The 24,942-nt window shown below is 35.0% G+C and carries 27 protein-coding genes, 1 tRNA gene and 1 other annotated feature; of the genes, 8 read left to right on the top strand and 20 right to left on the bottom strand.

Annotated elements, in window-relative coordinates:
• The first annotated feature begins 514 nt into the window (after positions 1-514).
• The 3 genes from Ami3637_RS18725 to Ami3637_RS13750 all read left to right on the top strand — a co-directional run bounded on the left by Ami3637_RS18725 (position 515) and on the right by Ami3637_RS13750 (position 3,321).
• Complete coding sequence (locus Ami3637_RS18725) at positions 515-1,699, top strand: glutamine synthetase III (RefSeq protein WP_330586643.1); 1,185 nt, start codon at positions 515-517, stop codon at positions 1,697-1,699.
• Positions 1,696-2,601 carry a glutamine synthetase III family protein gene (locus Ami3637_RS18720; protein ID WP_330586642.1) on the top strand — a complete coding sequence of 302 codons (906 nt, stop codon included), beginning with the start codon at positions 1,696-1,698 and terminating at the stop codon, positions 2,599-2,601. Before Ami3637_RS18725 ends, Ami3637_RS18720 begins: the two co-directional genes overlap by 4 nt.
• Positions 2,602-2,751: 150 nt before the next feature.
• The gene (locus Ami3637_RS13750) at positions 2,752-3,321 is read left to right on the top strand and encodes an ANTAR domain-containing response regulator (RefSeq protein ID WP_162363060.1); all 570 of its coding nucleotides are present in this window, start codon (positions 2,752-2,754) and stop codon (positions 3,319-3,321) included.
• A gap of 66 nt (positions 3,322-3,387) precedes the next feature.
• Here the strand turns inward: Ami3637_RS13750 and sigE are convergent, their stop codons facing one another.
• From sigE to Ami3637_RS13690, 12 genes are all read right to left on the bottom strand, one after another.
• Positions 3,388-4,113, bottom strand: a complete 726-nt coding sequence (gene sigE / locus Ami3637_RS13745) for an RNA polymerase sporulation sigma factor SigE (RefSeq protein WP_162363059.1) — start codon at positions 4,111-4,113, stop codon at positions 3,388-3,390.
• A complete protein-coding gene (locus Ami3637_RS13740) occupies positions 4,113-4,937 on the bottom strand; it encodes a sigma-E processing peptidase SpoIIGA (protein WP_162363058.1) in 825 nt (274 codons plus the stop codon). Before Ami3637_RS13740 ends, sigE begins: the two co-directional genes overlap by 1 nt.
• Positions 4,938-5,036: 99 nt before the next feature.
• Positions 5,037-5,393, bottom strand: coding sequence for a 50S ribosomal protein L20 (gene rplT / locus Ami3637_RS13735; RefSeq protein WP_162363057.1), 357 nt, complete (start codon positions 5,391-5,393; stop codon positions 5,037-5,039).
• Positions 5,394-5,411: 18 nt separating this feature from the next.
• On the bottom strand, positions 5,412-5,612 hold the full coding sequence (rpmI, locus tag Ami3637_RS13730) for a 50S ribosomal protein L35 (RefSeq protein WP_162363056.1): 201 nt from the start codon (positions 5,610-5,612) through the stop codon (positions 5,412-5,414).
• Positions 5,613-5,656: 44 nt separating this feature from the next.
• Positions 5,657-6,232, bottom strand: a complete 576-nt coding sequence (infC, locus tag Ami3637_RS13725; RefSeq protein WP_162363055.1) for a translation initiation factor IF-3 — start codon at positions 6,230-6,232, stop codon at positions 5,657-5,659.
• Positions 6,187-6,309, bottom strand: a sequence feature (ribosomal protein L20 leader region). Its footprint overlaps the gene before it by 46 nt.
• A 52-nt stretch (positions 6,310-6,361) precedes the next feature.
• Entirely contained in the window at positions 6,362-7,030 is a 669-nt protein-coding gene (lexA, locus tag Ami3637_RS13720; RefSeq protein WP_162363054.1) for a transcriptional repressor LexA, read from the bottom strand.
• A 207-nt stretch (positions 7,031-7,237) separates the two neighbouring features.
• Positions 7,238-8,431, bottom strand: coding sequence for a vWA domain-containing protein (locus tag Ami3637_RS13715; RefSeq protein ID WP_162363053.1), 1,194 nt, complete (start codon positions 8,429-8,431; stop codon positions 7,238-7,240).
• A 4-nt stretch (positions 8,432-8,435) separates the two neighbouring features.
• The gene (locus Ami3637_RS13710) at positions 8,436-9,281 is read right to left on the bottom strand and encodes an AAA family ATPase (protein ID WP_162363052.1); all 846 of its coding nucleotides are present in this window, start codon (positions 9,279-9,281) and stop codon (positions 8,436-8,438) included.
• A 45-nt stretch (positions 9,282-9,326) separates the two neighbouring features.
• On the bottom strand, positions 9,327-9,929 hold the full coding sequence (locus tag Ami3637_RS13705; RefSeq protein WP_162363051.1) for a lysine exporter LysO family protein: 603 nt from the start codon (positions 9,927-9,929) through the stop codon (positions 9,327-9,329).
• Positions 9,922-10,197 (bottom strand): LysO family transporter, encoded by a 276-nt coding sequence (locus Ami3637_RS13700; protein ID WP_162363050.1) that lies wholly within the window; start codon positions 10,195-10,197, stop codon positions 9,922-9,924. The genes Ami3637_RS13705 and Ami3637_RS13700 overlap by 8 nt, the downstream gene beginning before the upstream one ends.
• A gap of 51 nt (positions 10,198-10,248) precedes the next feature.
• On the bottom strand, positions 10,249-11,481 hold the full coding sequence (locus tag Ami3637_RS13695; protein WP_162363049.1) for an N-acetylmuramoyl-L-alanine amidase: 1,233 nt from the start codon (positions 11,479-11,481) through the stop codon (positions 10,249-10,251).
• Between the two features lie 150 nt (positions 11,482-11,631).
• Complete coding sequence (locus Ami3637_RS13690; RefSeq protein WP_162363048.1) at positions 11,632-13,587, bottom strand: methyl-accepting chemotaxis protein; 1,956 nt, start codon at positions 13,585-13,587, stop codon at positions 11,632-11,634.
• A 209-nt stretch (positions 13,588-13,796) separates the two neighbouring features.
• Between Ami3637_RS13690 and Ami3637_RS13685 the strand changes: the two genes are divergently transcribed.
• Positions 13,797-13,872, top strand: a tRNA-Arg gene (locus Ami3637_RS13685).
• 652 nt (positions 13,873-14,524) lie between these two features.
• On the top strand, positions 14,525-14,920 hold the full coding sequence (locus tag Ami3637_RS13680; protein ID WP_162363047.1) for a bacteriohemerythrin: 396 nt from the start codon (positions 14,525-14,527) through the stop codon (positions 14,918-14,920).
• A gap of 163 nt (positions 14,921-15,083) precedes the next feature.
• Here the strand turns inward: Ami3637_RS13680 and Ami3637_RS13675 are convergent, their stop codons facing one another.
• The 3 genes from Ami3637_RS13675 to Ami3637_RS13665 form a co-directional block, all read right to left on the bottom strand.
• Positions 15,084-15,686: a hypothetical protein gene (locus Ami3637_RS13675; RefSeq protein ID WP_162363046.1), complete on the bottom strand. Its 603-nt coding sequence runs from the start codon at positions 15,684-15,686 to the stop codon at positions 15,084-15,086.
• Between the two features lie 124 nt (positions 15,687-15,810).
• The gene (locus Ami3637_RS13670; RefSeq protein WP_162363045.1) at positions 15,811-16,422 is read right to left on the bottom strand and encodes a hypothetical protein; all 612 of its coding nucleotides are present in this window, start codon (positions 16,420-16,422) and stop codon (positions 15,811-15,813) included.
• A 38-nt stretch (positions 16,423-16,460) separates the two neighbouring features.
• A complete protein-coding gene (locus tag Ami3637_RS13665) occupies positions 16,461-17,033 on the bottom strand; it encodes a hypothetical protein (protein WP_162363044.1) in 573 nt (190 codons plus the stop codon).
• A gap of 581 nt (positions 17,034-17,614) precedes the next feature.
• Here Ami3637_RS13665 and Ami3637_RS13660 point away from each other — a divergent pair.
• From Ami3637_RS13660 to Ami3637_RS13650, 3 genes are all read left to right on the top strand, one after another.
• The gene (locus tag Ami3637_RS13660; protein WP_162363043.1) at positions 17,615-17,926 is read left to right on the top strand and encodes a DUF898 family protein; all 312 of its coding nucleotides are present in this window, start codon (positions 17,615-17,617) and stop codon (positions 17,924-17,926) included.
• A 111-nt stretch (positions 17,927-18,037) separates the two neighbouring features.
• Positions 18,038-18,391 carry a hypothetical protein gene (locus Ami3637_RS13655; RefSeq protein WP_162363042.1) on the top strand — a complete coding sequence of 118 codons (354 nt, stop codon included), beginning with the start codon at positions 18,038-18,040 and terminating at the stop codon, positions 18,389-18,391.
• Positions 18,392-18,489: 98 nt separating this feature from the next.
• Positions 18,490-18,699 (top strand): hypothetical protein, encoded by a 210-nt coding sequence (locus tag Ami3637_RS13650; RefSeq protein ID WP_162363041.1) that lies wholly within the window; start codon positions 18,490-18,492, stop codon positions 18,697-18,699.
• Positions 18,700-19,282: 583 nt separating this feature from the next.
• Here Ami3637_RS13650 and Ami3637_RS13645 read toward each other — a convergent pair.
• The 5 genes from Ami3637_RS13645 to Ami3637_RS13630 all read right to left on the bottom strand — a co-directional run bounded on the left by Ami3637_RS13645 (position 19,283) and on the right by Ami3637_RS13630 (position 24,921).
• Positions 19,283-20,737: an amino acid permease gene (locus Ami3637_RS13645; RefSeq protein WP_162363040.1), complete on the bottom strand. Its 1,455-nt coding sequence runs from the start codon at positions 20,735-20,737 to the stop codon at positions 19,283-19,285.
• 451 nt (positions 20,738-21,188) lie between these two features.
• The gene (locus tag Ami3637_RS17650; RefSeq protein WP_243158025.1) at positions 21,189-21,644 is read right to left on the bottom strand and encodes a DNA-binding domain-containing protein; all 456 of its coding nucleotides are present in this window, start codon (positions 21,642-21,644) and stop codon (positions 21,189-21,191) included.
• Positions 21,641-22,039, bottom strand: a complete 399-nt coding sequence (locus Ami3637_RS17645; RefSeq protein WP_243158024.1) for a response regulator — start codon at positions 22,037-22,039, stop codon at positions 21,641-21,643. Before Ami3637_RS17645 ends, Ami3637_RS17650 begins: the two co-directional genes overlap by 4 nt.
• 1 nt (position 22,040) lies before the next feature.
• Positions 22,041-23,420: a sensor histidine kinase gene (locus Ami3637_RS13635; protein ID WP_162363039.1), complete on the bottom strand. Its 1,380-nt coding sequence runs from the start codon at positions 23,418-23,420 to the stop codon at positions 22,041-22,043.
• Positions 23,407-24,921, bottom strand: a complete 1,515-nt coding sequence (locus Ami3637_RS13630) for an alanine/glycine:cation symporter family protein (RefSeq protein ID WP_162363038.1) — start codon at positions 24,919-24,921, stop codon at positions 23,407-23,409. The genes Ami3637_RS13635 and Ami3637_RS13630 overlap by 14 nt, the downstream gene beginning before the upstream one ends.
• Positions 24,922-24,942: the final 21 nt, after the last annotated feature.

Genomic DNA, 24,942 nt, shown 5'->3' with positions numbered 1-24,942 from the left:
GTCCTCCTTTTATATGCATATTAGTGCATAATCTTTCATATCTAGAATTGTATATGCAATAAAGTGCATATACAATTTTCAGACAATTCTTAAAACACTTTGATATTTTATACCGAATGCCCAATTTAGTCAAGCATTTTTGTTTTGTAAAACAATTTTGAAAATTGTAACCTTGACAAATATATTTCTCTAATCTATACTCCCACTATTGAACAAATGCAATGTATTTTATATTGTGTCTTTCATGTATATTTCTGCATACTATAAATTACTATATCATTTCAAATACCGTTTCGATACTGGAAATTTTTTTGATTTTATTTTAAAAATGAGCTTTGTTTTTGCAAACAAAAAAAAATACAAAAAGTTATTGACAGATATAATTTTTTCTAGTATACTCACATCATTGATTAGCAAAGGCGCTATGAGTTTTCTTACTCGTAGTGCCTTTTTTTATAATATTTTTACTACAGGTAGTACAGTTTTTACTAAAGATAGACAGAGGAGGACATATATGAATAAGATTTCAGAACTATTTGGCAGCATGGTTTTCAATGATGCTGTTATGAGAGAAAAATTACCAAAAGATACTTATAAAGCTCTTCAGTCCCATATTGATAAAGGAACACCTTTATCAATGGAGACTGCTAATGTTATCGCAAGTGCCATGAAAGATTGGGCCTTAGAACATGGTGCCACTCATTTTACCCATTGGTTCCAACCCATGACAGGCATAACTGCTGAAAAGCACGATAGTTTTATTTCCCCTACAGAAGGCGGAGGAATTGTGATGAATTTCTCTGGTAAAGAATTAATTAAAGGTGAACCGGATGCATCAAGTTTCCCTTCTGGCGGTATCCGTGCTACTTTTGAAGCAAGAGGTTATACAAACTGGGATCCAAGTTCATATGCTTTTATTAAAGAAAATACCCTTTGCATACCAACTGCATTCTGTTCTTATGGTGGCGAAGCCCTGGATAAGAAAACTCCATTGCTGCGTTCCATGGAAGCTATTGAAAAGCAGGCACTAAGAATTCTCCAGCTACTTGGAAATAATTCTGTAAGAAGAGTTATTACTACTGTAGGACCAGAACAGGAATATTTCCTTGTTTCAAAAGAACTTTATGAAAAACGTAAAGATTTAATCTATTGCGGCAGAACACTACTTGGTGCAAAACCTCCAAAAAGACAGGAACTGGAAGATCATTATTTTGGAGCGATTAAACCAAAAGTAAACGAATTTATGGAAGAGCTGGACCAGGAGCTTTGGAAGCTTGGTGTTCTTGCAAATACTGAACATAATGAAGTTGCTCCTGCACAGCACGAACTGGCTCCAATCTTCTCAAGTTTAAATGTTGCGGCAGACCATAACCAGTTAACCATGGAATTAATGAAAAAAATCGCAGGCAAACACGGTCTTGTGTGTTTATTACATGAAAAGCCTTTTGCAGGGATCAATGGCAGCGGTAAGCATATTAACTGGTCACTTGCAACAGACATGGGCGAAAACCTGTTAAAACCGGGAAAAAATCCTATTGAAAATATCCAGTTTTTACTATTCCTAAGTGCCGTGATTAAAGCCGTGGATGAATATCAGGATCTACTAAGAGTGTCTGTGGCCAGTCCAAGTAACGACCACCGTCTTGGGGGCATGAAGCTCCTCCTGCTATTATTTCCATGTTCCTGGGGGATGATTTGAAAGAGGTTCTGGATGCAATAACTGAAGGAAAATCAGAAGTACCTGCAAGAAACCGTAAAATGGGTATTGGTGTTCAGGTTCTTCCTGACTTTAAAAAAGACACTACAGACAGGAACAGAACTTCTCCTTTTGCCTTTACAGGCAGTCGTTTTGAGTTCCGTATGCCAGGTTCCACCACATCTGTTGCGTGCCCTTCTTATATGTTAAACACGATTGTAGCAGATGCCCTGATGGAAATAGCCAACAAGCTTGCTGATTCTTCCGATATTAAAACGGATGCTATTAATCTTGTCAAGGAAATATATATAAAACATAAACGGATTGTCTTCAATGGTAATAACTATTCTGACGAGTGGGTTAAAGAAGCTGAGAGCAGAGGCCTTCTAAACTTAAAATCAGCAGTTGAAGCATACCCACATTTTACTGACAAAAAGAATCTTGAATTATTTAAAAGGCACCACATTTTCAACGAAATTGAAGCTACAGCCAGACAGGAAATCTTATATGAAGAATACTGTAAATTAGTTAACATCGAAGCACTTACCATGCTTGACATGATTAACAAAGATATTCTTCCTGCTGTTTCATCTTATGTAAAAGATTTATCTGATGTAGTAATGAGTAAAAAGGCTATTTCAGAAGATGTTCCATGCGAAATGGAAAAAAACCTGATTGTTAATCTGTCCTCAGCCTGTGACTGTTTATATGCAAAAGCCGGCACTCTGGACCAGTATTTACTTGAAGTAAATACTATTGAAGAAATAAGTGATGCTGCAAATTATTTCTGTGCTAAAGTACTTCCGGCCATGAACGAGTTACGTGCTATAACTGACGAACTTGAAACAATTACTGCAGCAAAATACTGGCCTATGCCAACTTATGGTTCGCTTCTTTTTACTTAATATATAACTCAACTTAAGAAAAGAATGAAAGAATCTATGCAAATGCATAGATTCTTTCATTTAAATCTTGAAATTTTAATTGCTGGCCGGTTAAATGTATGCTAGAATTATTTTTTCAAACACTATATTATAAGAAAGGTGGTGCCAGTATTGGAAAAAATATTGCTTGTTACAAGAAATACCAAAAGTAAAGATGCCCTATTAGATTATCTGGTAAATGATTTAAATCAAACTGTAGAAACTGCCGATAGTGTTGAATCTGGAAAGCAGAAACTGTCTGAGTCCACCTTTGATTTAATCATAGTAAATTATCCTCTTGATTCCAACACCGATGCTTCTTTTTCTATCTACTGCGCCCAAAGTACTTCTGCTGGAGTTATAGCACTTTTAAAAAGTAGGGAAATCGATGCACTGTCTGAACGTCTGGAAAAACACGGAATCATTGTTATTAATAAACCTGTTTTAAAAGTAGTTCTTAATCAGGCGATAAAATTCGCTGAACTCTCTAAAAACAGAGTAATGACCCTAAATGAAGAAAACCTGAAGCTTCAGGATAAAATTGTCCAGATGAAACTGGTAAACAGAGCAAAATGGGTTTTAATCCAATATCTTAATATGACCGAAGGCCAGGCCCACAAATACATTGAACAGCAGGCAATGGAAAGACGAATGTCAAAGAAAAAAATAGCCGAAAAAATTTTAAAAATGTATGAACATTAAAAGGAAAGTCATAAAGGCACTTTATGTATGATTAATCACCTTTATGACTTTATGCGAAATTCATATTTAACCTAATTTCTTTATTTCCCTTCTCAGCCTGTTAATTATCTTTTTTTCAAGCCTGGATATATAGGATTGGGAAATTCCCATTTTATCAGCTACTTCTTTCTGGGTCATTTCCCTGCCGCTAATCAGCCCAAACCTCATTTCCATAATCTGTTTCTCCCTGTTATTTAACTTTTTCAGTGCATATATTAAAAGCTTACGGTTAACTTCCTCTTCTATATGTCCATATACTACATCATTCTCTGTTCCTAAAATATCGGATAAAAGTAATTCGTTTCCATCCCAGTCCACATTTAAAGGTTCATCAAAGGATACTTCACTTTTTATTTTATTATTCCTTCTGATATACATCAGTATTTCATTTTCGATGCATCTTGAAGCATATGTAGCCAGCTTTATATTTTTATCAGCGTTAAATGTATTAACAGCTTTTATCAGACCAATTGTGCCAATTGATATGAGATCTTCAATATTTATCTTGGACCCTTCAAATTTCTTTGCTATATAAACCACTAATCTTAAATTTCTTTCAATCAGTATGGCTCTTGCATCCTCACTGCCCTTAGAAAACTCTTCCAACAGGTTCTTCTCTTCATCACTGTTGAGTGGTGGCGGTAATACCTCAGTCCCTCCAATATAGAAAATTTCGTCCGACTTAGTGATACTCAGTCTTTTAATCAGTGTCGAAATTTGTTCTAACACCCATTGTTTTATATTCCAGTTCATTATGCTACTCCTCCCAATAAAAAGTCTTTACTTAACAGCATCTGATATTCTTCTTCTCCCAGCTTACAAAATTCCATATTATATACAGCTACTATAATACTCCCCAGAGCTTTGTTGTTTACATATGCATTATCCACTCTGTATCCCTCCAAAATTCCGTTTTTCATGCCAATGCTGTTATACGGTACTAAGCAATATCTTTTACTGAAATCAATGTTTTCCATACTTTTAAGCTTTGCTGCCGCAGACTTGCTGATAATAGCAACTGCTTTCCCTGATAACGGCTCTTTCAGAAAATTTCCGGAATCAATAAGTGCTCTATGGGTTACGGTATGTCCCTCTATTTCTATTGTAATATCAGTAAATATTCGTTCTTTAAGTTGTTTTGCCGTAATAATTTTAGAAAATGCCATGATAATGATGTACGATACTACTGCACCAAAAACAACATTCATATAGGTTATATCCCCTACATAAAGAACTGCATTATTAGTCATTCCTCTTATTCTGATTATGTACAATATTATAATGGTCATTCCACCCATGAAAGCCGATACGATATATATAAGTATTGTTCCTTTAAATATCTTCCTGTCAAATGCTACATAAGCCAAAAGCAGCGAAAACAAAACTTTAACTAAGATTCCTAACAGGATACCTATGTTTTGGACAAATATTATAAAGGAAAAGACACCACATAGCATGCCTCCTGCAATTAACCTCTTCTTACTAGTTGGTAAGTTAGCTATTTTACTTGATAAGTATAAAATAAGAATTCCCATAAGAAAGTTCTCGGCAAATAAGTATTCTCCGTATATCTCCACATAAAAAACCCCCTTGCAAGCTATATCATAAATGATTATAGACCTCACAAAGGGGAAAAATTGTCATATTCAAATGTCGAATAATAAATTTAATTTTAATTATTTTACTGCCTTCTTTGCAGTGTCACATAACTGTGTAAATGCAGCTGCGTCATAGATAGCCATTTCAGAAAGCATTTTTCTGTTGATTTCAACACCTGACTTCTTCAGACCGTCCATTAATCTGCTGTATGAAATATCATTCATTCTTGCACCAGCATTGATTCTTGCGATCCAAAGTCTTCTGTATTCTCTCTTTTTGTTCTTTCTTCCAATATATGCAGAACGAAGTGAACGCATAACTGCAGGATTTGCAGCTCTAAATACCTTGCTCTTCTGTCCGTAGAAACCTCTTGCTAACTTTAATATTTTCTTATGTCTTTTATGAGCATTAACGCCCTTTTTTACTCTTGCCATTATTCAAACCTCCTAATACTATTTATCTAATACAGCTTTAATTCTCTTGTGATCTGCGCTACCAAGAAGAGTTGCCTTTCTTAATCCTCTTTTTCTCTTTGCACATTTCTTAGTAAGAATATGGCTCTTGTATGCCTTATTTCTCTTTACTTTTCCTGTACCTGTTAATTTAAATCTCTTGCTTGCGCCTCTATGAGATTTCATCTTATTTTTAGCCATGGTAATGTTCCTCCTACGTAAAATTTATTTCTGTTATCTACTATCTATTTATCTGTTTTAGGTGCAACAATCATAATCAAACTTCTGCCTTCAAACTCAGGCTTTTTCTCAATTGTACCTACAGAAGCCACTGAATCCGCAAACCGGTTCATAACATCTAAACCCTTGCTTGCATAATCCTTTTCTCTTCCTTTAAACCTCAAACTGACTTTAACCCTGTCTCCGTCCTTAAGGAACTTTATCGCAGTATTAGCTTTAACCTGAATGTCATGCACCTCAATAAATGTACTTAAACGAATTTCTTTTACTGAAGTAATCTTCTGCTTCTTCTTTGCTTCCTTTTCTCTTTTTTGAAGTTCATAACGGTACTTACCGTAATCAAGAATCTTACAAACTGGCGGGTTAGCATTTGGTGAAATATTTACTAAGTCAAGCTTTTTTTCATTAGCTAACGCTAAGGCTTCTTCAAGACTTATAATTCCAAGCTGCGTTCCATCATTGTCGATAACTCTTAATTCCTTGTCACGAATTTCTTCGTTGATCAGATTTTCCTTGCTAATGTTCTTGCACCTCCTGCAAATAAAATAAGCGGATACTACAGTACCCGCTCCACAAAACACATAAGTGTTACAGTTGTTTTATTAACCCTATCAGCCAGACCAATAAGGTGAGAAGCGGATAACTTCTTCTTTATTACTAAAACACTATACCATTTATCCTTAACTATGTCAAGAAAATAATTGAATATATTAAAAATATCGAAATACACCTTTTACTTTGCCCAATATCTTCACTTCCTTGACAATAATAGGACTCATACTGGAGTTCTCTGGCTGCAGCCTGATATGATCTGTTTCTTTATAAAAAGTTTTAACAGTGGCTTCACTCTCAAATCCATCTATCATGGCTACTACGATTTCTCCATTTTTCGCAGTATTTTGCTGCTCAACCAATATATAATCTCCGTCAAAAATACCTGCTTCTATCATACTTTCACCCTTTACTGTCAGCATGAAATTGGTGCCTTTGCCTGCAAATCTGGAGGGGATTGGAAAGGACTCTTCGATATTTTGTTCTGCCAGTATGGGGGTACCTGCTGCTATCCTTCCCACTACCGGTATATCAATAACATCAATTCTTTCTGTATCATGGTAAACTGTATCTTTTATTTCATGATTATCCGATTTGATTTTTTCACTTGACTCCGAATCTACTATCATCAATGCACGGGGCTTAGATGGGTCTTTTTTTAGGAAGCCTTTCAGCTCCAGGTTTTCAATATCCTTGTGAACTGTAGACGTTGATTTAATATTCAAGGCGGAGCAGATTTCTCTTACTGTAGGTGGATATCCTTTTTGACTGATTTCTTTTTTCATATACTCAAGTATTCGCTGTTCTCTCTCTTTTAGCTGTTCCATATTTCCGCCTCCATTATTTATAAATTTAAGTTTCAATAAACTTCAGACCAATTCTTTATGTAGTATAGCACAGATATTGTGTTCTGTAAACATGTGTTCTGAAATTATGTTCTATATCTTGTAAATAGTCAATAAAATAAAAAGCAATATAGCGATGCACCAAAGCAGCATTATATTGCTCCAATTTTAAAATGTGAAAAATTTCTTCTACCTTACTAAAAGTCTTCTGATTCCTTCTTCAAGACCATCTATAGTAAGTTCAAACATAGGAAAAACCTCTTTTATGATTCCAAGGGTATAACTCCCATATACAAATTCCCAATCTTCCTTTTGTATTGGATTCAACCAAATCTGTTTCTTATAGCGCCTTTTAAATTTCTTTAACCACTCTATACCAGGTTCCTCATTATACAGGCTAAAAACTGAATTTCCACCAGGCCGTAACAATTCAGAGGGCGCCATTGTCCCATCACCTACAAGAATTACTTTATACTCACTGTCCAGATTAGCAAGAACCCAGTCAGTATTTACCCATTCTCCTTTTCGGCAGTATGGCGTAGTATAGAGCTGATCATATATACAGTTATGAAAATAATACACTTTTAAATCCTTAAAATGACTGGATTTACTTACCGCCTGAAACAGCCTGTTGCACAATCTTCCGTAAGGCATCATAGAACCATCCGAATCAAAGAGCAGTAACAGTTTTATTGTGTTCTTTCTTGGTTTATCAAATACCAGCTTCAACCTTCCCGCATTATGACAGGTCTCGTCAATAGTTCCGTCTACATCTAGTTCCGTTTTAGCACCTTCTACCCGGGCAGAAAACTGCCTCAGCTTTCTGAATGCCATCTGAAACTGTCTGATGTCTAAAATGTTATCCTGCCTGAAATCTTTAAAATTCCGTTCTCCAGCCACTTGCACTGCGGACTTGTGCCGGCCTGTGCCTCCAGTGCGGATTCCCTGGTTATTATACCCTCCATGCCCCATTCGGGAGGTTCCGCCAGTGCCAATCCAATAGTTTCCACCATTGTGCTGTTCTTTTTGCTCTTGAATTCTTTCCTGGAATCTTTTTAACAGTTCTTCAAGCTCCATTAAAGCTTCCTCTGGCACAGGCCTGTCATTCAGGTCCCGTTCTCTTGTATCTTCATGAAGCCACCTCCAGAATTCTTCTGGCAATTCCTCTGGGCTTTCAATGCCCTTAAAATACTCTGCGAAAACTGCATCAAATTTGTCATAATCTGCTTCACTTTTTATCAAAACACTTCTGCACAGATGGTAAAAACTCATCAGGCTGCATTCTGCTAATCCTAAATCCAATGCCTCTACAAGAGACATCCATTCATTCAGGGATACTGCAAGCCCTCTTGCTCTTAATAAATAGAAAAATTCCAAAAACATCTTATTACCACCTTTTTAGTGAGTATCCTCTTTCCTTAATCTCATACATTATATCAATGTCCTGATTCTTTTTTAATAGTACACCAACATAAGGTATTTCCTTTGTGATTTTATCTATTGAAATACCACTTATCATAAGAGCCTGTAACCAGTCAAGAAGCTCAGAGGTGCTGGGTTTTTTCTGAATATCCTTCATTTCCCTGATCTGATAGAACGCATTCATGGCTGCCTCTGCCAGATTTTTATCTATATCACCAAAGTGAACCTTTATTATTTCTTCCATTTTATCCTTCGTAGGAAATTCTATATAATGAAATATACACCTTCTTAAAAAAGCATCCGGCAGTTCCTTTTCCGCATTTGAAGTAATAATAACGATTGGTCTGTTCTTAGTTTTAATGGTTTCTTTTGTTTCATTAATATAAAACTCCATTTTATCCAACTCCCATAGAAGGTCATTTGGAAACTCTAAATCTGCTTTATCAATTTCATCAATTAACAAAACCACCTGCTCTTCTGAATCAAAAGCCTCACCCATTTTTCCAAGCTTAATATACTGTTTTATATCAGAGACATCCCCCTCACCAAATTGACTGTCATAGAGTCTCTGGACTGTATCATACACATAAAGTCCTTCCTGCGCCTTGGTAGTGGATTTAATACTCCAAACCAACAGCTTCATGTTCATAGCCTTGGCTATAGACTCTGCCAGCATGGTTTTGCCGGTTCCCGGTTCTCCTTTAATTAGTAAAGGTTTTTTTAACGCAATGGCAACGTTTACCGCATTCATCAGTTCTTTTGACACTACATAATCGTTGCTGCCAGTAAATTTATTTAATTTATTTTTCATTTTTTTCCTTTAACCTCTCTGATACTCATTTTTAATTCATAGAAATTATAAGCCCATAGATATGAAAGCACCCACCAAAACTGGAACAGTCGTACTAAGTACAACACCCATTACAAAAGCATACACTGTTGTATCACTATCTGTGGATTTTTCTATAATGGGCAGACACACATCCGCAGCAGCGGCTCCGGGCACACTGCATGATTCAATATAGCCTATATATTTTGCAACAATGGGAATAATCATAATTCCAACCATTTCTCTCATAACATTATGTAAAAAAGATATGGCACTTAATTCTGCAGAGCAGTCAGCCAGCATTACTGGTGCCAGAGTATACCACCCAAATCCAGAGGCAACTGCCATGGTTTCTTTTGCAGTCATGGGCAAAAATAAAGATCCTACGGCAGCAAAAGTAAGGCAGCCAATAATAGAAGCAAGGGGGAATACCAGAATTCTTATGCCAACTTTTTTAAAATTCTCTACTACAGTTCCCGTTCTTCCCAAATCCATACCCACAAAAAACAGCATAACACAAAGCCCCACAATTAAAAGATTGCCTGAAACATGTGTTATGATGAAATCTGGAATAAAGAAATATCCCGATACCACTCCAAGTGTCAAAAATGTTATAATCAGCTTAGTCATCTATTTTAACACCCTTTCTGTCAATACGGAATATCTTCCTTACAATAAAACAGGCTGTAATACTTCCTGCAAATGCAAAAACAGTAATTACAGCTGCCTTAATTCCAATAGTCTGAAGAGAACTGATAACCCTTTTATCTGAACCAATTCTTGCCCCCATGGTAAAGATTAAAATGATAAGACTCCCCATGGTAATTTTATTAATCCAGTTATAGCTTTTTTCCTTATCAGTAAATCTGGCACCAACAAAATAACCTGCCAATGCCATTCCTAAGTATAGTATTAAAAGTTTCACGTTACGCTCGCTTTCTGAGTTCTACTATTTATACGCTTCATTTAAAGATTTGACTATACCTTTTGCTACACCAAGAGCATATTTATCTGCATAGTCATCTTTTCTCATCATGGACAGCTCACTTTCATTTGAAAGAAAAGCTCCCTCCACAATTATGGCCGGCATAGTAGTTTTATTAAGAACAGCCATTTCAGGGCTGTTTTTTATGCCCCTTTCTAAAGTCCCTAAGGATTGTACCATTTCACTTTCTACATTTTTTGCAATATCTTTGCTTTGTATTCCATAAAGATCCATTTCACTCTTACCATCAGCATTTATCTTACTATTATATAATACTTCTGTTCCATGAGCAGCAGAAGTCTCGCTTGAATTATTGTGTACTGAGATAAATATAGTTGCACCAGCATCATTGGCCTTTTGTGCTCTTTCTAATAAAGTGTAATAAACATCCGATTCACGAATCATATATGTACTTACTCCTGCACTTTTTAAATATTCATTCAATCTAAGTCCAATCGGAAGATTCACATCCTTCTCGTTCAACTGATCAGGCTGACCTTTATGACCAATCGATCCACTATCATGACCTCCATGTCCCATATCGATAGCAACTATTTTGCCTTTTGCCGCTTCATTTAGCTGCTCAAACTGCCACGTTATATTTGAGTTAGGATTTGAATTTGTGTTATTGTTTGTATTGTTATTTTGATTATTATTTCCTGTATTTGAATCAACGACCGGTATATCTACCTTTGCTGGTGAAGAAATTAATACACTTCTAGTTGAATCCTGCCACGCAACCCCACAACCCAAAGCCTCGGCTGTAAATCGAACAGGTATCATGGTACTTCCATAATAATCACCGTCATTATCAATTATCAGTGCAGGAACATCCAGTGTTTCTGTTTTTCCATTAACCAAAGCTTTATCTGATCCAATAGTAAGTACTACCTCCGTGTTATCATATGCAACATGTACAGTCTGGGTATCATTCTGCCATGTAACTTTTCCTCCCATTTTTTCAAATAATGCCCTGGCTGGTATCAACGTTTTTTCTTTTATTATGACTGGAGGAACATCTTTTTGTGAAAATGCAATCTTCTGTCCGTCTAAAGCCAGGCTGACTGGATAAGCTTCACAAAACTTCAGTCCCTCATTTATATCTGATTGTGCAATATTTGTCCCAGCATAAACCATCCCCGAGGTTAATGCAATTAGCGTTATTATCATTGCTACTATAACTATTATTTTTTTCATTTTCTTCCCCTTTTTTCTTGCTTAATTCTCATCTGAAGCCAATAATCGACATATTTAATTATACTATTTTAAACCTGTTTTGAAAATACAATAAAAGAAAAAGTAGCAGAATAATTTCTGCTACTTTTTAGAAAATTTTTTATTTTTTATTTATTTAAGTTTAAATTTTCTTACTGAATCTTGAAGCAGGTTAGCCTGCCCTGATAATTCTTCACTTGCTGCCGCACTTTCTTCTGCCGTTGCAGAATTGGACTGAACTACAGCAGAAATCTCATCTAATCCCACGGTTATCTGTGAAATGGAATCTGCCTGCTCCGCAGAAGCTCTGGCTATTTCAGTTATAGCCGAAACAACCTGCTTGGTGCTTTGAACAACTGTATTTATCACCTCTGCAGTCTCCGCTGCGATACTGGTTCCATCTTCAACTGCACTAACGGTGTCCTCTATCAAAGAAGTTGTATTTTTCGCAGCTTCTGCAGATTTTCCAGCAAGATTTCTTACTTCATCTGCCACCACAGCGAACCCTTTACCCGCTGTACCAGCTCTTGCCGCTTCTACAGCAGCATTTAACGCCAGGATGTTTGTCTGAAATGCAATATCTTCGATTGCCTTAATAATCTTGCTGATTTCCGTTGATTTGCCGGAAATATCACCCATTGCATCCATCATTTTATTCATCTGCATGTTACTGTGTTCTAATTCAGATTCTACTTTCGCTGACTGACTATTGGCACTTTCTGCATTTTGAGCATTTTGCTTTATCTGGTCAGAAATCAGACTTACGGATTCCGACAGTTTCTCAATAGAACTGGTCTGTTCTACTGAACCCTGAGCCAGAGACTGTGATCCTGAAGCCACCTGCTCTGCCCCTAAATTAACCTGCTCTGCAGATATTTTGATGTTACTAAGCGTTTGATTTAATTCAGTTATAATGTTATGCATAGCAGATTTTATGTTCTTATATACACCCACATACTCTACCTCTGAATATACATCAAAATTGCACTGTGCCATTTCCCCAAGAGCTCTTGCGGTGTCATCAATAATCTCTTTTGTAGACGATATCATGCTCCTCATGCTCTCAGCCATCTTGCCGATTTCATCATTGGATTGATAAGTTATGTCCACATCAAAGTTGCCCTGGGATATTTCATAAACAACGTTTTCCATTTCTTTTATTGGTCTTACAAGCTTTGTTGCAAATGCAACCATGATAATTCCTGCTAAAATCAACGCAATCACTGAAATGCCCGTACTGACAGCAACCGCCCTATAAATAGTTTTCATGAATTCATTTTTTGCAACAGAGATACCCAATGACCATCCATTTGTACCAGGTACTGGTGTATAGAATACTATTTTTTTAATCCCACTAAATTCCATGGTTCCAAAGCACTCCTCACCTTTTATGGCACGCTGTTCAAGGCTGGCCAGATCCTTTAGTGATGAATCGCTTTTAGCATCATTTATACTATTGTCCTGAGCTTTTACACTTTCAAAATCTGTATATGCAATCGTTGTGCCCTGTTTGTCTAGTATATAACAGTGACCCGATTTACCAACGGTTATATTGTTTGTAATATTTGACAGATACTTTCCATCCAGTGTAACAATAATGGTTCCTGCGATTTCAGTATCATATAATCCATCTTTCCATAGAGGCGCCGCCAGATGCATGACCATATTTCCATCAGAACTCTTCTCTGGTTCACCAGCAAAGACTTCTCCTTTTACGGCTTTCTGGAAATATTCTTCACCTGAATAATCAGTATTTTGAAGAGAGATTCCCTTTACATCCGTTACGGTTAAATCAATAAAATTAAACTTTTTAATTTTACTGTTTAGTATTTCCTGTTTGCTTTCAAGGGTGCTATCCGGATTGGTCAATCTACTAATCGTACCTAATTCCTGGATAATGTTTTCTGTAGAGACTAATTTATTCGCTACATTTTTGGCTGCAGTTTTTGCTGTTTCTCCCATAATTGTTTCAACTGTAGTAAGTGTTCCATTAAAACTTAATGCTGCAAATATAATTGAGACAACAGACAGCGATAATAATAACAAAACTAGAGTAATTGCTAAAACTTTTTTCTTGATGCTATTCATTTAATGCTACTTCCTTTCTTCATTAAACCCAACTTTCTATAATATTTGCATACCCTTAAATATTTTACATACCCTTATATGGATGTTATCATATTTGTCGAATTACTACAATCTATGTCGCATTATGCAACATGTATACTTAAATTTGGTTAAAAAAGGTTTGATTTTAACTGAATAGTGTTATATAATATTTAGTGTTCACCAGATATGGGGCACTAGCTCAATGGATAGAGTCGCAGACTTCGAATCTGTCGGTTGGGGGTTCGAGTCCCTCGTGCCTCGCCAAAGACCACTGCAAACGCAGTGGTCTTATTATTTTCCTCGAAACATCAATCAAATTTATGTTTTCAGATTTAATTTACTTTGACTAAAATTAAAGTTATATTAATAATAACAGTACCAAGACATTTTCTATCTAGGGAACACATGAAATGAAAAAAATTATAATTCCTATTTTTTCAATATTGATTGCACTTTCATCAATTACTCTACTAATTTGCTCTATATTACATCGAAACCAGTTAGATTCACAATTATATACTCAAAGTGTTTTTATTGATTTTGAATTCAAATTAATAATATTATTGATATTGTTCAACTTAATAAATATTATAAATATTTATAGATTTGCAAATGAAAACAAACATAAACCATTAGTGTTATGTGTTTCAGCAGGAACTTGCTCCCTAATTTCAATAATTTTATCTACAATTATTGATGCACCTACATTGCTTTATATGACATAAGATAAACGAAAATAATCGCCGCTTTCTGAGGAATAAGAACTATGAAATAATTATTCTTGATAAAGCTACTGTTTTTCAATATTCACATTTATTGCCAATTTATAGTTGACTGAATTTTCAAACAGTTATATAATCTTTGTAATTTATTAGGTAAATTAGTCTTATTTGAAATTTTGGAAGGGAGATATATTATGTCAAATATAGTTCTCAAATCTTGGAATAGCTCCTACAGTGTTGGAGTATCCCAACTAGATTTTGACCATCAAAAACTTCTAGAAATGATTAACCAGCTTCACAAAGCAATGTCTATTGGACAGAGCAAAGTCATGATAGCACAGCTTATATCTAATTTAAAAAACTATACCCTAACTCATTTTAAGAATGAGGAAAGCTATCTGGCACAAATTAATCACCCTACTTTAAATGATCAAAAAAAACAACATGCAGCTTTTACTGATAAAATTAATGAATTTGAATCCGAATTAGAAAAAGGAAATATAACTCTTGCGATGCAGGTTATGCATTTTTTAAACGATTGGCTATTACAACACATCATGGAAAGAGATATGCAATATGCAAAGAATTAATTTGTCTGGGCACTTTATGTGCCCTTTTCCGTTATTTTCTTCTGTCCTTATCTTAAATCCTTTCCCTTTCCTGGGGCACAGCCTGTCCTGTTACATTTTTTATGTAATGCTTGTACCTTTTATTATTAATCAAAGAAATAATAGTACTTCTTCGATTACCTTTTTATTCAACAGATGGTGGTCCAGCAGGTGGGAGGAAATTATATATTAAATAATTTTTAATCCCTTGTGCCATAAAATCCCCAAGGCTAGTTGAATAGGATAAAATTCTCTCATAAATACTAATGCTGTCCTTATATTGTTTTGATGTAAAAGCCATTATTTCTCGGATTATCATGTCGGTAAAAATATAAATATAATTTTCCAAAGTACTTTTGTCCCAGTATGGGTTTATTTGGGTAAGAAATTCAATTCTTTGGCCATCATTTTGATATATTTGCTGTATAATTTCATTAGCATTACTAGAGTTACCTTCCGATAGTGCGTCAATTAAACTTATCAACTGCGTAATGTATTCTGAAAATAGCTTAGTATAATCATCAGCAGCTTTATCACCGAAGAAAGTTCTTATTAAACCTCCAAAATCCGCTACACGACTAAAGAGCATATTTATTATCTCTTTCTCCAATTCGGCATCTGCATTTAAAGTTTTTGTGATCAGATATTGACCTAACCATGTAACTATGTCTCTCCATATAATTCTTGCTCTAAATACAATATTATCTATATCTTGTTCCGGATTAGTTGTTTGACAATATTCTATCATTTTACGCACCCCCTATTGTTATTGTATTCAGATATTTTTATTTGGTTATGGGGCATAAGTCCTAATATTTTGTTTATTATTTTAAAAAATATATAGTAATTATGTTACTTCTTTGATTTCCCTTTTATTCAACAGTTGGTGGCGATCCTACATTTGTAGGTGGTTCTAAATTATACATCAAATAATTCTTAATTCCCTGTGCTAAAAAGTCTCCAAGGCCTGTTGAATAAGATAAAATTCTCTCGTAAATATTTATGCTGCTTTCATATTGTTTTGATGTAAATGCAATTATTTCTTTAATGGTCATATCAGTAAAAGTATATATATAATTCTCCAAAGTATTTTTGTCCCAATATGGATTAATCTCTGTAAGTAATTCAATCCTTTTACCAGCACTTTCATATATTTGCTTTACAATTTCATCCGCTGCATTTGAATTACCTTCCACAAGGGCATCGATTAAACTAGTGATGTGCATTATGTATTCAGAAAATAAATTAATATAATCAGCAGCAGCTTTGTCACCGAAAAACGTTCTCATGAGACCTCCAAAGTCTTCTACTATTCTGAGAAGCTTTTCTTTAATCTTCTCTAGTAGTTCAGTGTCTCCCTGTAAAGTTTTTACCATTAGATATGTGCTTATCCACGTAGATATATCTCTCCATATAATCCTTCCTCTATAAACTATGTTATTTACATCTTGCTGAGCCTTAGTTATTTGGCAATTTTTTATCATCTTACGCACCCCTACACATATATATTCACCCTTTAATATTAACTTGCATAAGTCAAATAGTTAAGTAAACCTTTAGAATAATAATTACCCATTACAGAAGTTAAATTTAAAATTCTATCAAATGATTCTATATTTTCAGTATATTCTTTATCTAAAAATGCAAGTGACTCATCAATTATCATTTGATTAAATTTATCAAACAAAGCGTTCCAATCTCTTTCTGTCCAAAAAGGATTAATTCCAGATAAAAAGGCTGCAATCTGGCCTGTGTCAACAGACAACTGGTCTGTATATTTTTTTATGTCTTCCGTATCACCATTTACCTGTGATGCTACTAGGGATTTAAAAGTACTAATATAATTTGATATCAGGGTAACAAATTGATCTGCTACCTCTCCCCCAAAAACCGTACTTAAAATATTACTAAATTTTATGATAACTGTTCTTAACTTTTCTTCTACAGAATCATAATTACCAAATCCGGCGAAAACACTTATAAGATAAACCTCAATCCAAGTGGCTAAATCTCTCCATATTAATCTGGATTCAAAAACTAAATTCATCTGACTTTCTGGGATGCAAGCACCTTGAAGCGTCTTAATTGATTTCATTTAGTAGCCTCCTTTATTCATTTAATATAATATATTATTAGAAACATTTATTTACTACAAAACAAAGGAAGATAAGGGTTAATTATTTAAAAATACTAAGTATCAAACTTTAAATAGCTTAAAAAGGAATAGCAAGTTTTGCAAAGCCACATTATCACCTATCTGGTCTCTAAAGAATAACATAATAACAGTACTTACCTTTTTGAAGGGAGGTATTAATTATGACTGATTTAATTAATCTCACTAGATGCCACTGCCGCCACGGGCACTGCTGGTGCTGTTGCAATTGTTGGTGCTGCTCCAATTGTTGCTGGTGCAGCCATTGCAACCGCTGGTGTGTTTGGAACAATTGTGATGAAACCTGGTGTTAAATAAAATTTTATGCGTCCATTAAATATGGGCGCTTTTTTATACCAGCTCTGTCTGGCAGTTTTTCCAAAGTAAATCCCCTTTTGCTAATACACCCTTCAAAAAAAGGAGTATATTCGACATCATTTGACATAATTGTCCATAAATATATGTTATAATTACAACTGAATTTATAAATACTTTATTTCATAACAAAAGAAGGAGAACTGGAAATGGACAACGTAGAAAAATCTTACTTTGACGGAGGCCTCTTAGAATTATTAGGCTGGACTATCCTGGGTATATTAGTGACTGTATTTACCCTGGGTATTTGCTATCCCTGGGCACTTTGTATGTACTATGGTTGGAAAATCAATCACACTGTCATTGAAGGAAGAAGATTAAAATTTGACGGAACTGCTGTAGGCTTATTTGGAAACTGGATAAAATGGTGGTTGTTATGTATTATAACACTTGGTATATATAGTTTCTGGCTTGGGATATCCCTTGAAAAATGGAAGGTAAAGCATACATATTTTGCTTAATGAATAACTTGTAACGCTGTAATTTTTCAGCGAATCTATCTTTATGCCATGTGCAAAATACCACTGCAAACGCAGTGGTATTTTGACAAGAGGCATTCAAGGGGGATAAGTATGAAAACTATAAGGTATACACTTCTTTACTTAATCATTATTTTATTAACCTGGTTTGTTATGACCCCATCCAATCATTTACTGAATATAACATTTAACATATTATTTGAAATATTTTCCGTTTCTTACTTCATCATTTTGACCAAGTCAAAAAATTATGAAACTTACGATGATGCATATATCAGTCTTTATATTCTTTTTATAAGAATTATAGCTGTCACATTGTTTGTGTTTCTTCAGATTTTTAACACTTTAACCAATATTCTCTGTAACTATTCTATATTCTTTGTTTTTATTCTTGTAACAGCTAGCAACTTATTGGAAATGAGACTAAAAGAAATTGCTGAAAATTAAATAATCTCCCGGAACAGGCTTTTGTTAAAATTGTGAATATTTGTGGTACCTATTCGTCATTATAATATTAACTTAAATTAAATGGAGGTAGTATTATCATGTCAAAAGATGAATTTGATAAAGTATTTAAAGAGACTTACTTTGAAGTCATTGCCAATAATTTTTCCGGTAACGCGTTAGCTAAATTAACTGGCACATCCAACGGCAAAACAAAAGAAGAATTGCTTATGGATTTAATCACCAGTGTATTTGCAGCAAATGCTGAATTAACAAGCAAACTATTAATTGATGTATTAGAGATTGAATAATTTGCTCTTTGTGTGAGTTTTTAAAAGCACTAAAATGTGGTGCATCCTTTTTATAGGGCTTGGAACTAATCTTTGAAGCATTTTCATGTACTTAAATGAAATACTCTTGCATTTTATCCTTTGTTTAGCGTATAATAAATATATACGTGTGCTACCGATAAGCGGTAATGCCCGAAATAAAAGAAGATTATAATAATCGCCTAGTTTTCCAGACGGGGGCGATTATTTCTTTTTTGTGATTGTATATGTAACTAATACAACATTAACAAGTAACGCTAATAAGGCCATTGTTTCCGTTGTAGACATAGCATCACCCCCTAAAAGGGCATATAACCGCCTACCGTTTCTCTAGTAGCACTAACAATAGTATAACACAAAGAACAAATGTTTTTTTATTTTTTGTGATACTTCTTTTTCATTTAATCTACAAGAAACACTAATAGTAATCAATATAATCAATAAGAGTATGACACTTTGCATAAAAATGCAAAAAAGGACTGAATCTGTTTATCAGATTCAGCCCTCAAAGTGCTTAATTAAACATCTTATTATTTAGATTTTAAATTCACTTAAGCAGAGTTTTTTATTTTTCTTCGTGGTGGTAGTCAACAGAAAAATCTGCATGAGCAAGATCAACAACCTTTGTTTTCTTTACAACTTTATAACCAACATAGAATACAAGGAAAACAATTAGACCGATATAAATTGGAAGAGCTCCAAGGAAGTTTCCTTTAATTATATCCTGATAATCCTGTCCAACAATAACAATTGTACAAAGAACAAGAGCAATAATTGGTCCTAATGGGAACAACTTTGATCTATACTTTAAGTCTTTTAAGTCTCCACCCTGTAGCAGATATGCTTTTCTAAATCTGTAATGGCTGATTGCAATTCCTAACCAAGCAATAAATCCAGCCATACCGGAAGCATTTACAAGCCATAGATAAACTGTATTTTCTCCAACCAAATAACCTAAAAATGCAATTAAGGATATTGCAGTAGTAAAGTATAGGCAGTTAACTGGAACGCCTGACTTACTAACCTTTTTCAAGAATGCAGGAGCTTTTCCTTCCTGTGCCATAGCATATAACATTCTTGAAGATGCATAAAGTCCTGAGTTACCACATGAAAGTACAGATGTCAGAATTACTGCATTCATAACTGCAGCAGCAATTCCAAGTCCAGCTCTTTCAAAGATAAGAGTGAATGGACTCATTGCGATGTTGTCAGTTCCAGCCTTAAGCAGGTTTGGATCTGTGTAAGGAAGAACAAATCCAATTATTGTTAATGCACCAATATAGAAGATAAGTATTCTCCAGAATACAGTATTGATAGCTTTTGGAACATTCTTTTCTGGATTTTCAGATTCTCCAGCTGCAATACCTACAAGTTCTGTTCCCTGGAATGAGAACCCTGCTACCATTGCAATTGAGAAAATTGTTGCAAATCCACCACTGAAAGGTGCATCTTCGATTGTCCAGTTCTGGAATCCAGTATTATGTCCTCCCATGATACCAAAGATCATCAGAACACCTACTGCAAGGAAAATAAAAATTGTAACTACTTTTATGCCAGCAAACCAGAATTCAGCTTCACCGTACATTTTAGCAGAAGTAAAGTTAAGAGCAAATAATAATACCAAGAATAATGCACTCCAGATTACACCAGGAACATCTGGGAACCAGAATTTCATTACAAGAGCTCCTGCAACAAGTTCACATGCAACAGTAATAGCCCAGTTATACCAATAATTCCAACCAAGAGCAAATCCTAGAGCCGGGTCAACGAATCTAGTTGCGTATGTTTCGAAAGAGCCGGAAACAGGCATTAAAGTAGCCATTTCTCCCAAGCTTGTCATAAGGAAATAAACCATAACGCCAATTAATGCGTAAGCTACAAGTGCGCCTCCTGGACCTGCTGTACTAATTGATGCTCCAGAAGCTACAAATAAACCAGTACCAATTGCACCGCCTATAGCGATCATATTTAAGTGTCTGGCTTTTAACGATCTTTTTAAACCTTCTTTTTCTTCACTCATTTAAAGGCCTCCCTTTCTATGCTACGGAAATATTCTTTTAAAAAATTAAAAAATTACATAAAAAAAAATTAACTCGCCCCTCCTTTATTCAGTTTTTTAAAAATACAGGTATATTATATCATACTTTATTGAGAATTGTGCTCATATATCGATTTTTGTAAAAATTACAAATTTTTTAACAGCTACTGTCGAAATGTACAAAAATATAAAATATTCCTTATACTTAATCAGGTACGTTTTTTTGTTTTCCGCATAACATATAACAACCACAAAAGGAGGTGCTGTTATGTGTCATCCTTATTGCTGGCTTGTCCTATATTTTGTGTATAAAAATTGTAATCAGACTCAATGTCATAGGTCATGTTGTTATAGGCACTAACAAAATATAAATAGTATACCCACTTATAAGTATATCATATATTTTATTTATAAGTGGGTTTATATATAGTTATTATTTAACTTCACTAAATACAAGCAATCCTTCAATAAACTTTTCTATATTGGTCTTTCCGCCATCTTTTCTCTTTCCTCTTATATAATCCATTTCAGCACGAATACTTTCAAAGTCAAAAACAACGTAATGATAATTCTGGAAGATTTCATTATAGTAATCTTCTACCCCCATGGAAGCAATATTCGTCAGACCTCTTTTTACCGCTCTTCTTATTCGCTGCTTTACCATCTTTGGGTCCTCTGCTTTCTGACTGCAATAGAGAGAGATTCCTTCTTTTATATCTGTAGTATTATTTAATAGTCTTTCTTCACATACGGCAATGATATCGGCGGTGCCACTTTCTCCCAGCATTCCTAAGATTCCAAGCAGATACTTAATTTCTTTTAACCTTTGCCCTTTATCTTTTTTGTTCACCTTGTTTTTTTCCTCGGAAATAGATTTAGCCTGAATCATTTCACGTATACCCCCAGGGTATTTTCTAACTGGACTTTATCATTGACATTTTTAAGTACGCTAATCACTTCTATAAGATTGATGGGTTTATGGATAAAAAACTGAACACCTTCCTTATATGCTGCTGCAACCATTTCTTTATCCGAAACCTGAGAAATCATTATAAAATTAATCTTAGGTTTAACTTCCCTGACCTGACGCACCAAAGAAATACCATCTTTCTGCGGCATAAGATAATCAACCAGGACAATATCCGGCTCTTCTAATATTATTTCGCTTGCTGCTTCTTCCGGATCTGTAGAAATACCCACCACTTCTCCGATTTCATGTTCTTCAACAATTCGATTCAATACTTTAACTACACTTAAAGAATCATCAATAATATAATATTTCATTTTAGTTCTCCTCAAAGCACGTTACAGGAATTAATATATCAAATCTTGTATATATGTTTTCCTGTGATTCCACCGTAATACTCCCATTAAACTGTTCTTCCACCAGATCTTTTACTAAAGTCAGTCCTAAACCCCTGTTAATATCTCCTGTTGCCTCATCAAACTTGGTTGAATATCCTGGAGCAAAAATAATATCCATATCGTCTTTCTTTATACCAGAGCCATTATCAGTAATTCTGAAATCGTAAAACTGCCCATCTAATTTAAGTAATTCTAAAGTAATTGTACCTTCTTTTTCATAGGGAATAGCATCCACAGCATTAACAACAATATTTCTCAGAATAGACATTAAATAATAATGTTCCTGCACTATAAAGTTGCTATAGACCTTCGTAACAAATTGAATTTGCTTATTTTTATGTTTTACTAAATCTTCTATATCCGTAGCAAGTATATTAATTAAATCCCTGATGTTTAAACTCGTAATTTTTATATCCGTTAAAAAATTATCCTGGAGGCCTTTAATTACCCGTATATAGCCCTTTTTTATTTCATGTACATCTTTAGCAATATCTAAAGTAAGAACATGAAGTTCTTTTGGAAAAGCTTCATTATTCATTTTCTGATAAAGCAGATAAGCTTTTTTCATAACATCTTCTATTTCAGCAATGCCTTTCTTCATAAAATAAACTTCACTGTCGAAAACAGATGCCATAACCATTAACTTTTTATACCGCAACTCGTGTTCTTCTTTTTTCAGCAGGGATTTATAATAATCCACTGTAAGGCAAACCGTTAATATCATCACCGCCCGGACCATGGCAATAGTAAACAGGGTCCCGATAACAGTCGGATTTACATAAGTTAGCCCATTCATAAAAGCTAATTCCGCAGTATTTGAGAGAGCATCACAAACCACTAAAGTTGTCCAAAATGAAGTATAGTTTTTATTTGAGTTTTTATAATACAGAAAATAGTAGATAAATCCAAAGATAAAATAGAAGATCATATCTGGCAAAGCCACTTCCGCTGAACGAGCCAGATTTCCTGATGTGGTCCAAAGCACCATACACCTGAAAACCGGAGAACAAAATCCCGTTAAAAATGACAACTTGATGGGATTTAGTTCAGGGAATATATGAAGACAAACCCCAAATATTACCACTGCCAGAGCAATGATAAATCCATCCGTTAAAACATTGATATATAATTGCGATCCAATAGATACGCACACTGCAGTTAATAAGGGCCTCTTAATCTTTTTCATATAAAGCCTTTCCTGATCTGCTTTTTTCTTTTCTTTTAAACATAACAAATCGTGGAGGAACTTTCCAGCCCCACCACGATTCATTATACCTTTATGTTTTTCAGCTTGCAACATTCTGGTCTTTTTCTCCCATGATTTTTTTCTTTTGCTCTAATAAAGCAGCATATCTTCGTTTTACAATATCACTCCATAACTCTGCATTCTTAATTCCCAATTTTTCGGGTTCAAATACCGGGTCTATACCTAACTTTTTCTGGTATTCATAATCCTTTAGAATCTTTATAACAGGCTTATACAGAAGAATTAATGCAATTAAGTTTACCCATGCCATGAAGCCTACGCCTACATCAGCTAAGTTCCATGCAACTGCTGAAGATTTAACACTTCCGAATACAATCATTGCAGTCAGCAACAGTTTAATAGCCACCTGTATTTGTTTCAGATGCTTATTCTTTCTAAATAAGAATGCAATATTACAGTCTGCATAAAATCCAAAGGATAAAATAGTAGTAAATGCAAAGAAGAAAATTGCAACTGCTATAAATGCTGGCCCAAGCCCTGGAATCAAAGTATCAATAGCTGCCTGTGTATAACCGGTACCAGCATCTACACCAGGTAAATTCTGGATAATAAACGTTCCTTCTTTTGGACCTGCTACATTGTACATTCCTGTGGATAAAACCATAAGGGCTGTTGCTGTACATACAAACAGCGTATCACAGTAAACAGAAAATGACTGTGCCAGGCCTTGCTTTGCAGGATGGGAAACCTCAGCTGCAGCAGAAGCCTGAGCACCGGAGCCCATGCCAGCTTCACTGGAGTATACCGCACGTTTTACCCCCCACATAATGGTCTGGCCCCAAATAGCCCCGAACACCGCTTCCATATTGAAAGCAGATTTAAAAATTAATGCAAACATACTTGGAACATTTTTAATATTAACAGCTAAAATAATGAACATAAGAAGGATATAAACTCCTGCCATAACAGGAACTACTTTTTCTGCAAAAGATCCGATTCTCTTTACTCCGCCAAATATGATGATGGCAAAAATAGCCGCTACCACAATCCCTGAAGCAAGAGCAGGAACGCCAAATGCATTTTTTGTAGCCTCAGCAATATTAAAAGCCTGAATAGTCGGGCCTGTAAATGCATTTGCAATAACACCCGCAATGGCGAAAAGTATAGCCAGTGCTTTTATACCGGTCCCCTTTTCTATGTAATATGCCGGACCACCTCTGTACTCTCCGTCAATCTCCTGTTTCCATGTCTGTGCCAATACAGATTCCGCAAAAGCGGCTCCCGCACCTAAGAACGCATACACCCACATCCAGAATACCGCTCCGGGGCCCCCAAAACATATGGCAGTAGCAACGCCAGCAATGTTTCCTACGCCGATTCTTCCCCCAAGAGCCATGGAAAATCCCTGAAAAGAGGAAATTCCATTATCCGAGCTTTCTCCACCCAAAAGGTGTTTCACCATATCCTTTATAAGTCTTATCTGAAAAAAACCCAGTCTGATTGAGAAAAAAATCCCCACTCCCAGACAAAGACCAATCATTGCCACACTCCATAAGTAGCTATTAATGACATTAGTTATATCTACTAAGTTCATAATCCTGTCCTCCTTAAGATA

The sequence above is a fragment of the Aminipila terrae genome, from assembly GCF_010120715.1.
GTDB lineage: Bacteria > Bacillota > Clostridia > Peptostreptococcales > Anaerovoracaceae > Aminipila > Aminipila terrae.
Note: the sequence above shows the minus strand (reverse complement) of the source record. Positions and strands in the feature narration are given on the sequence as shown.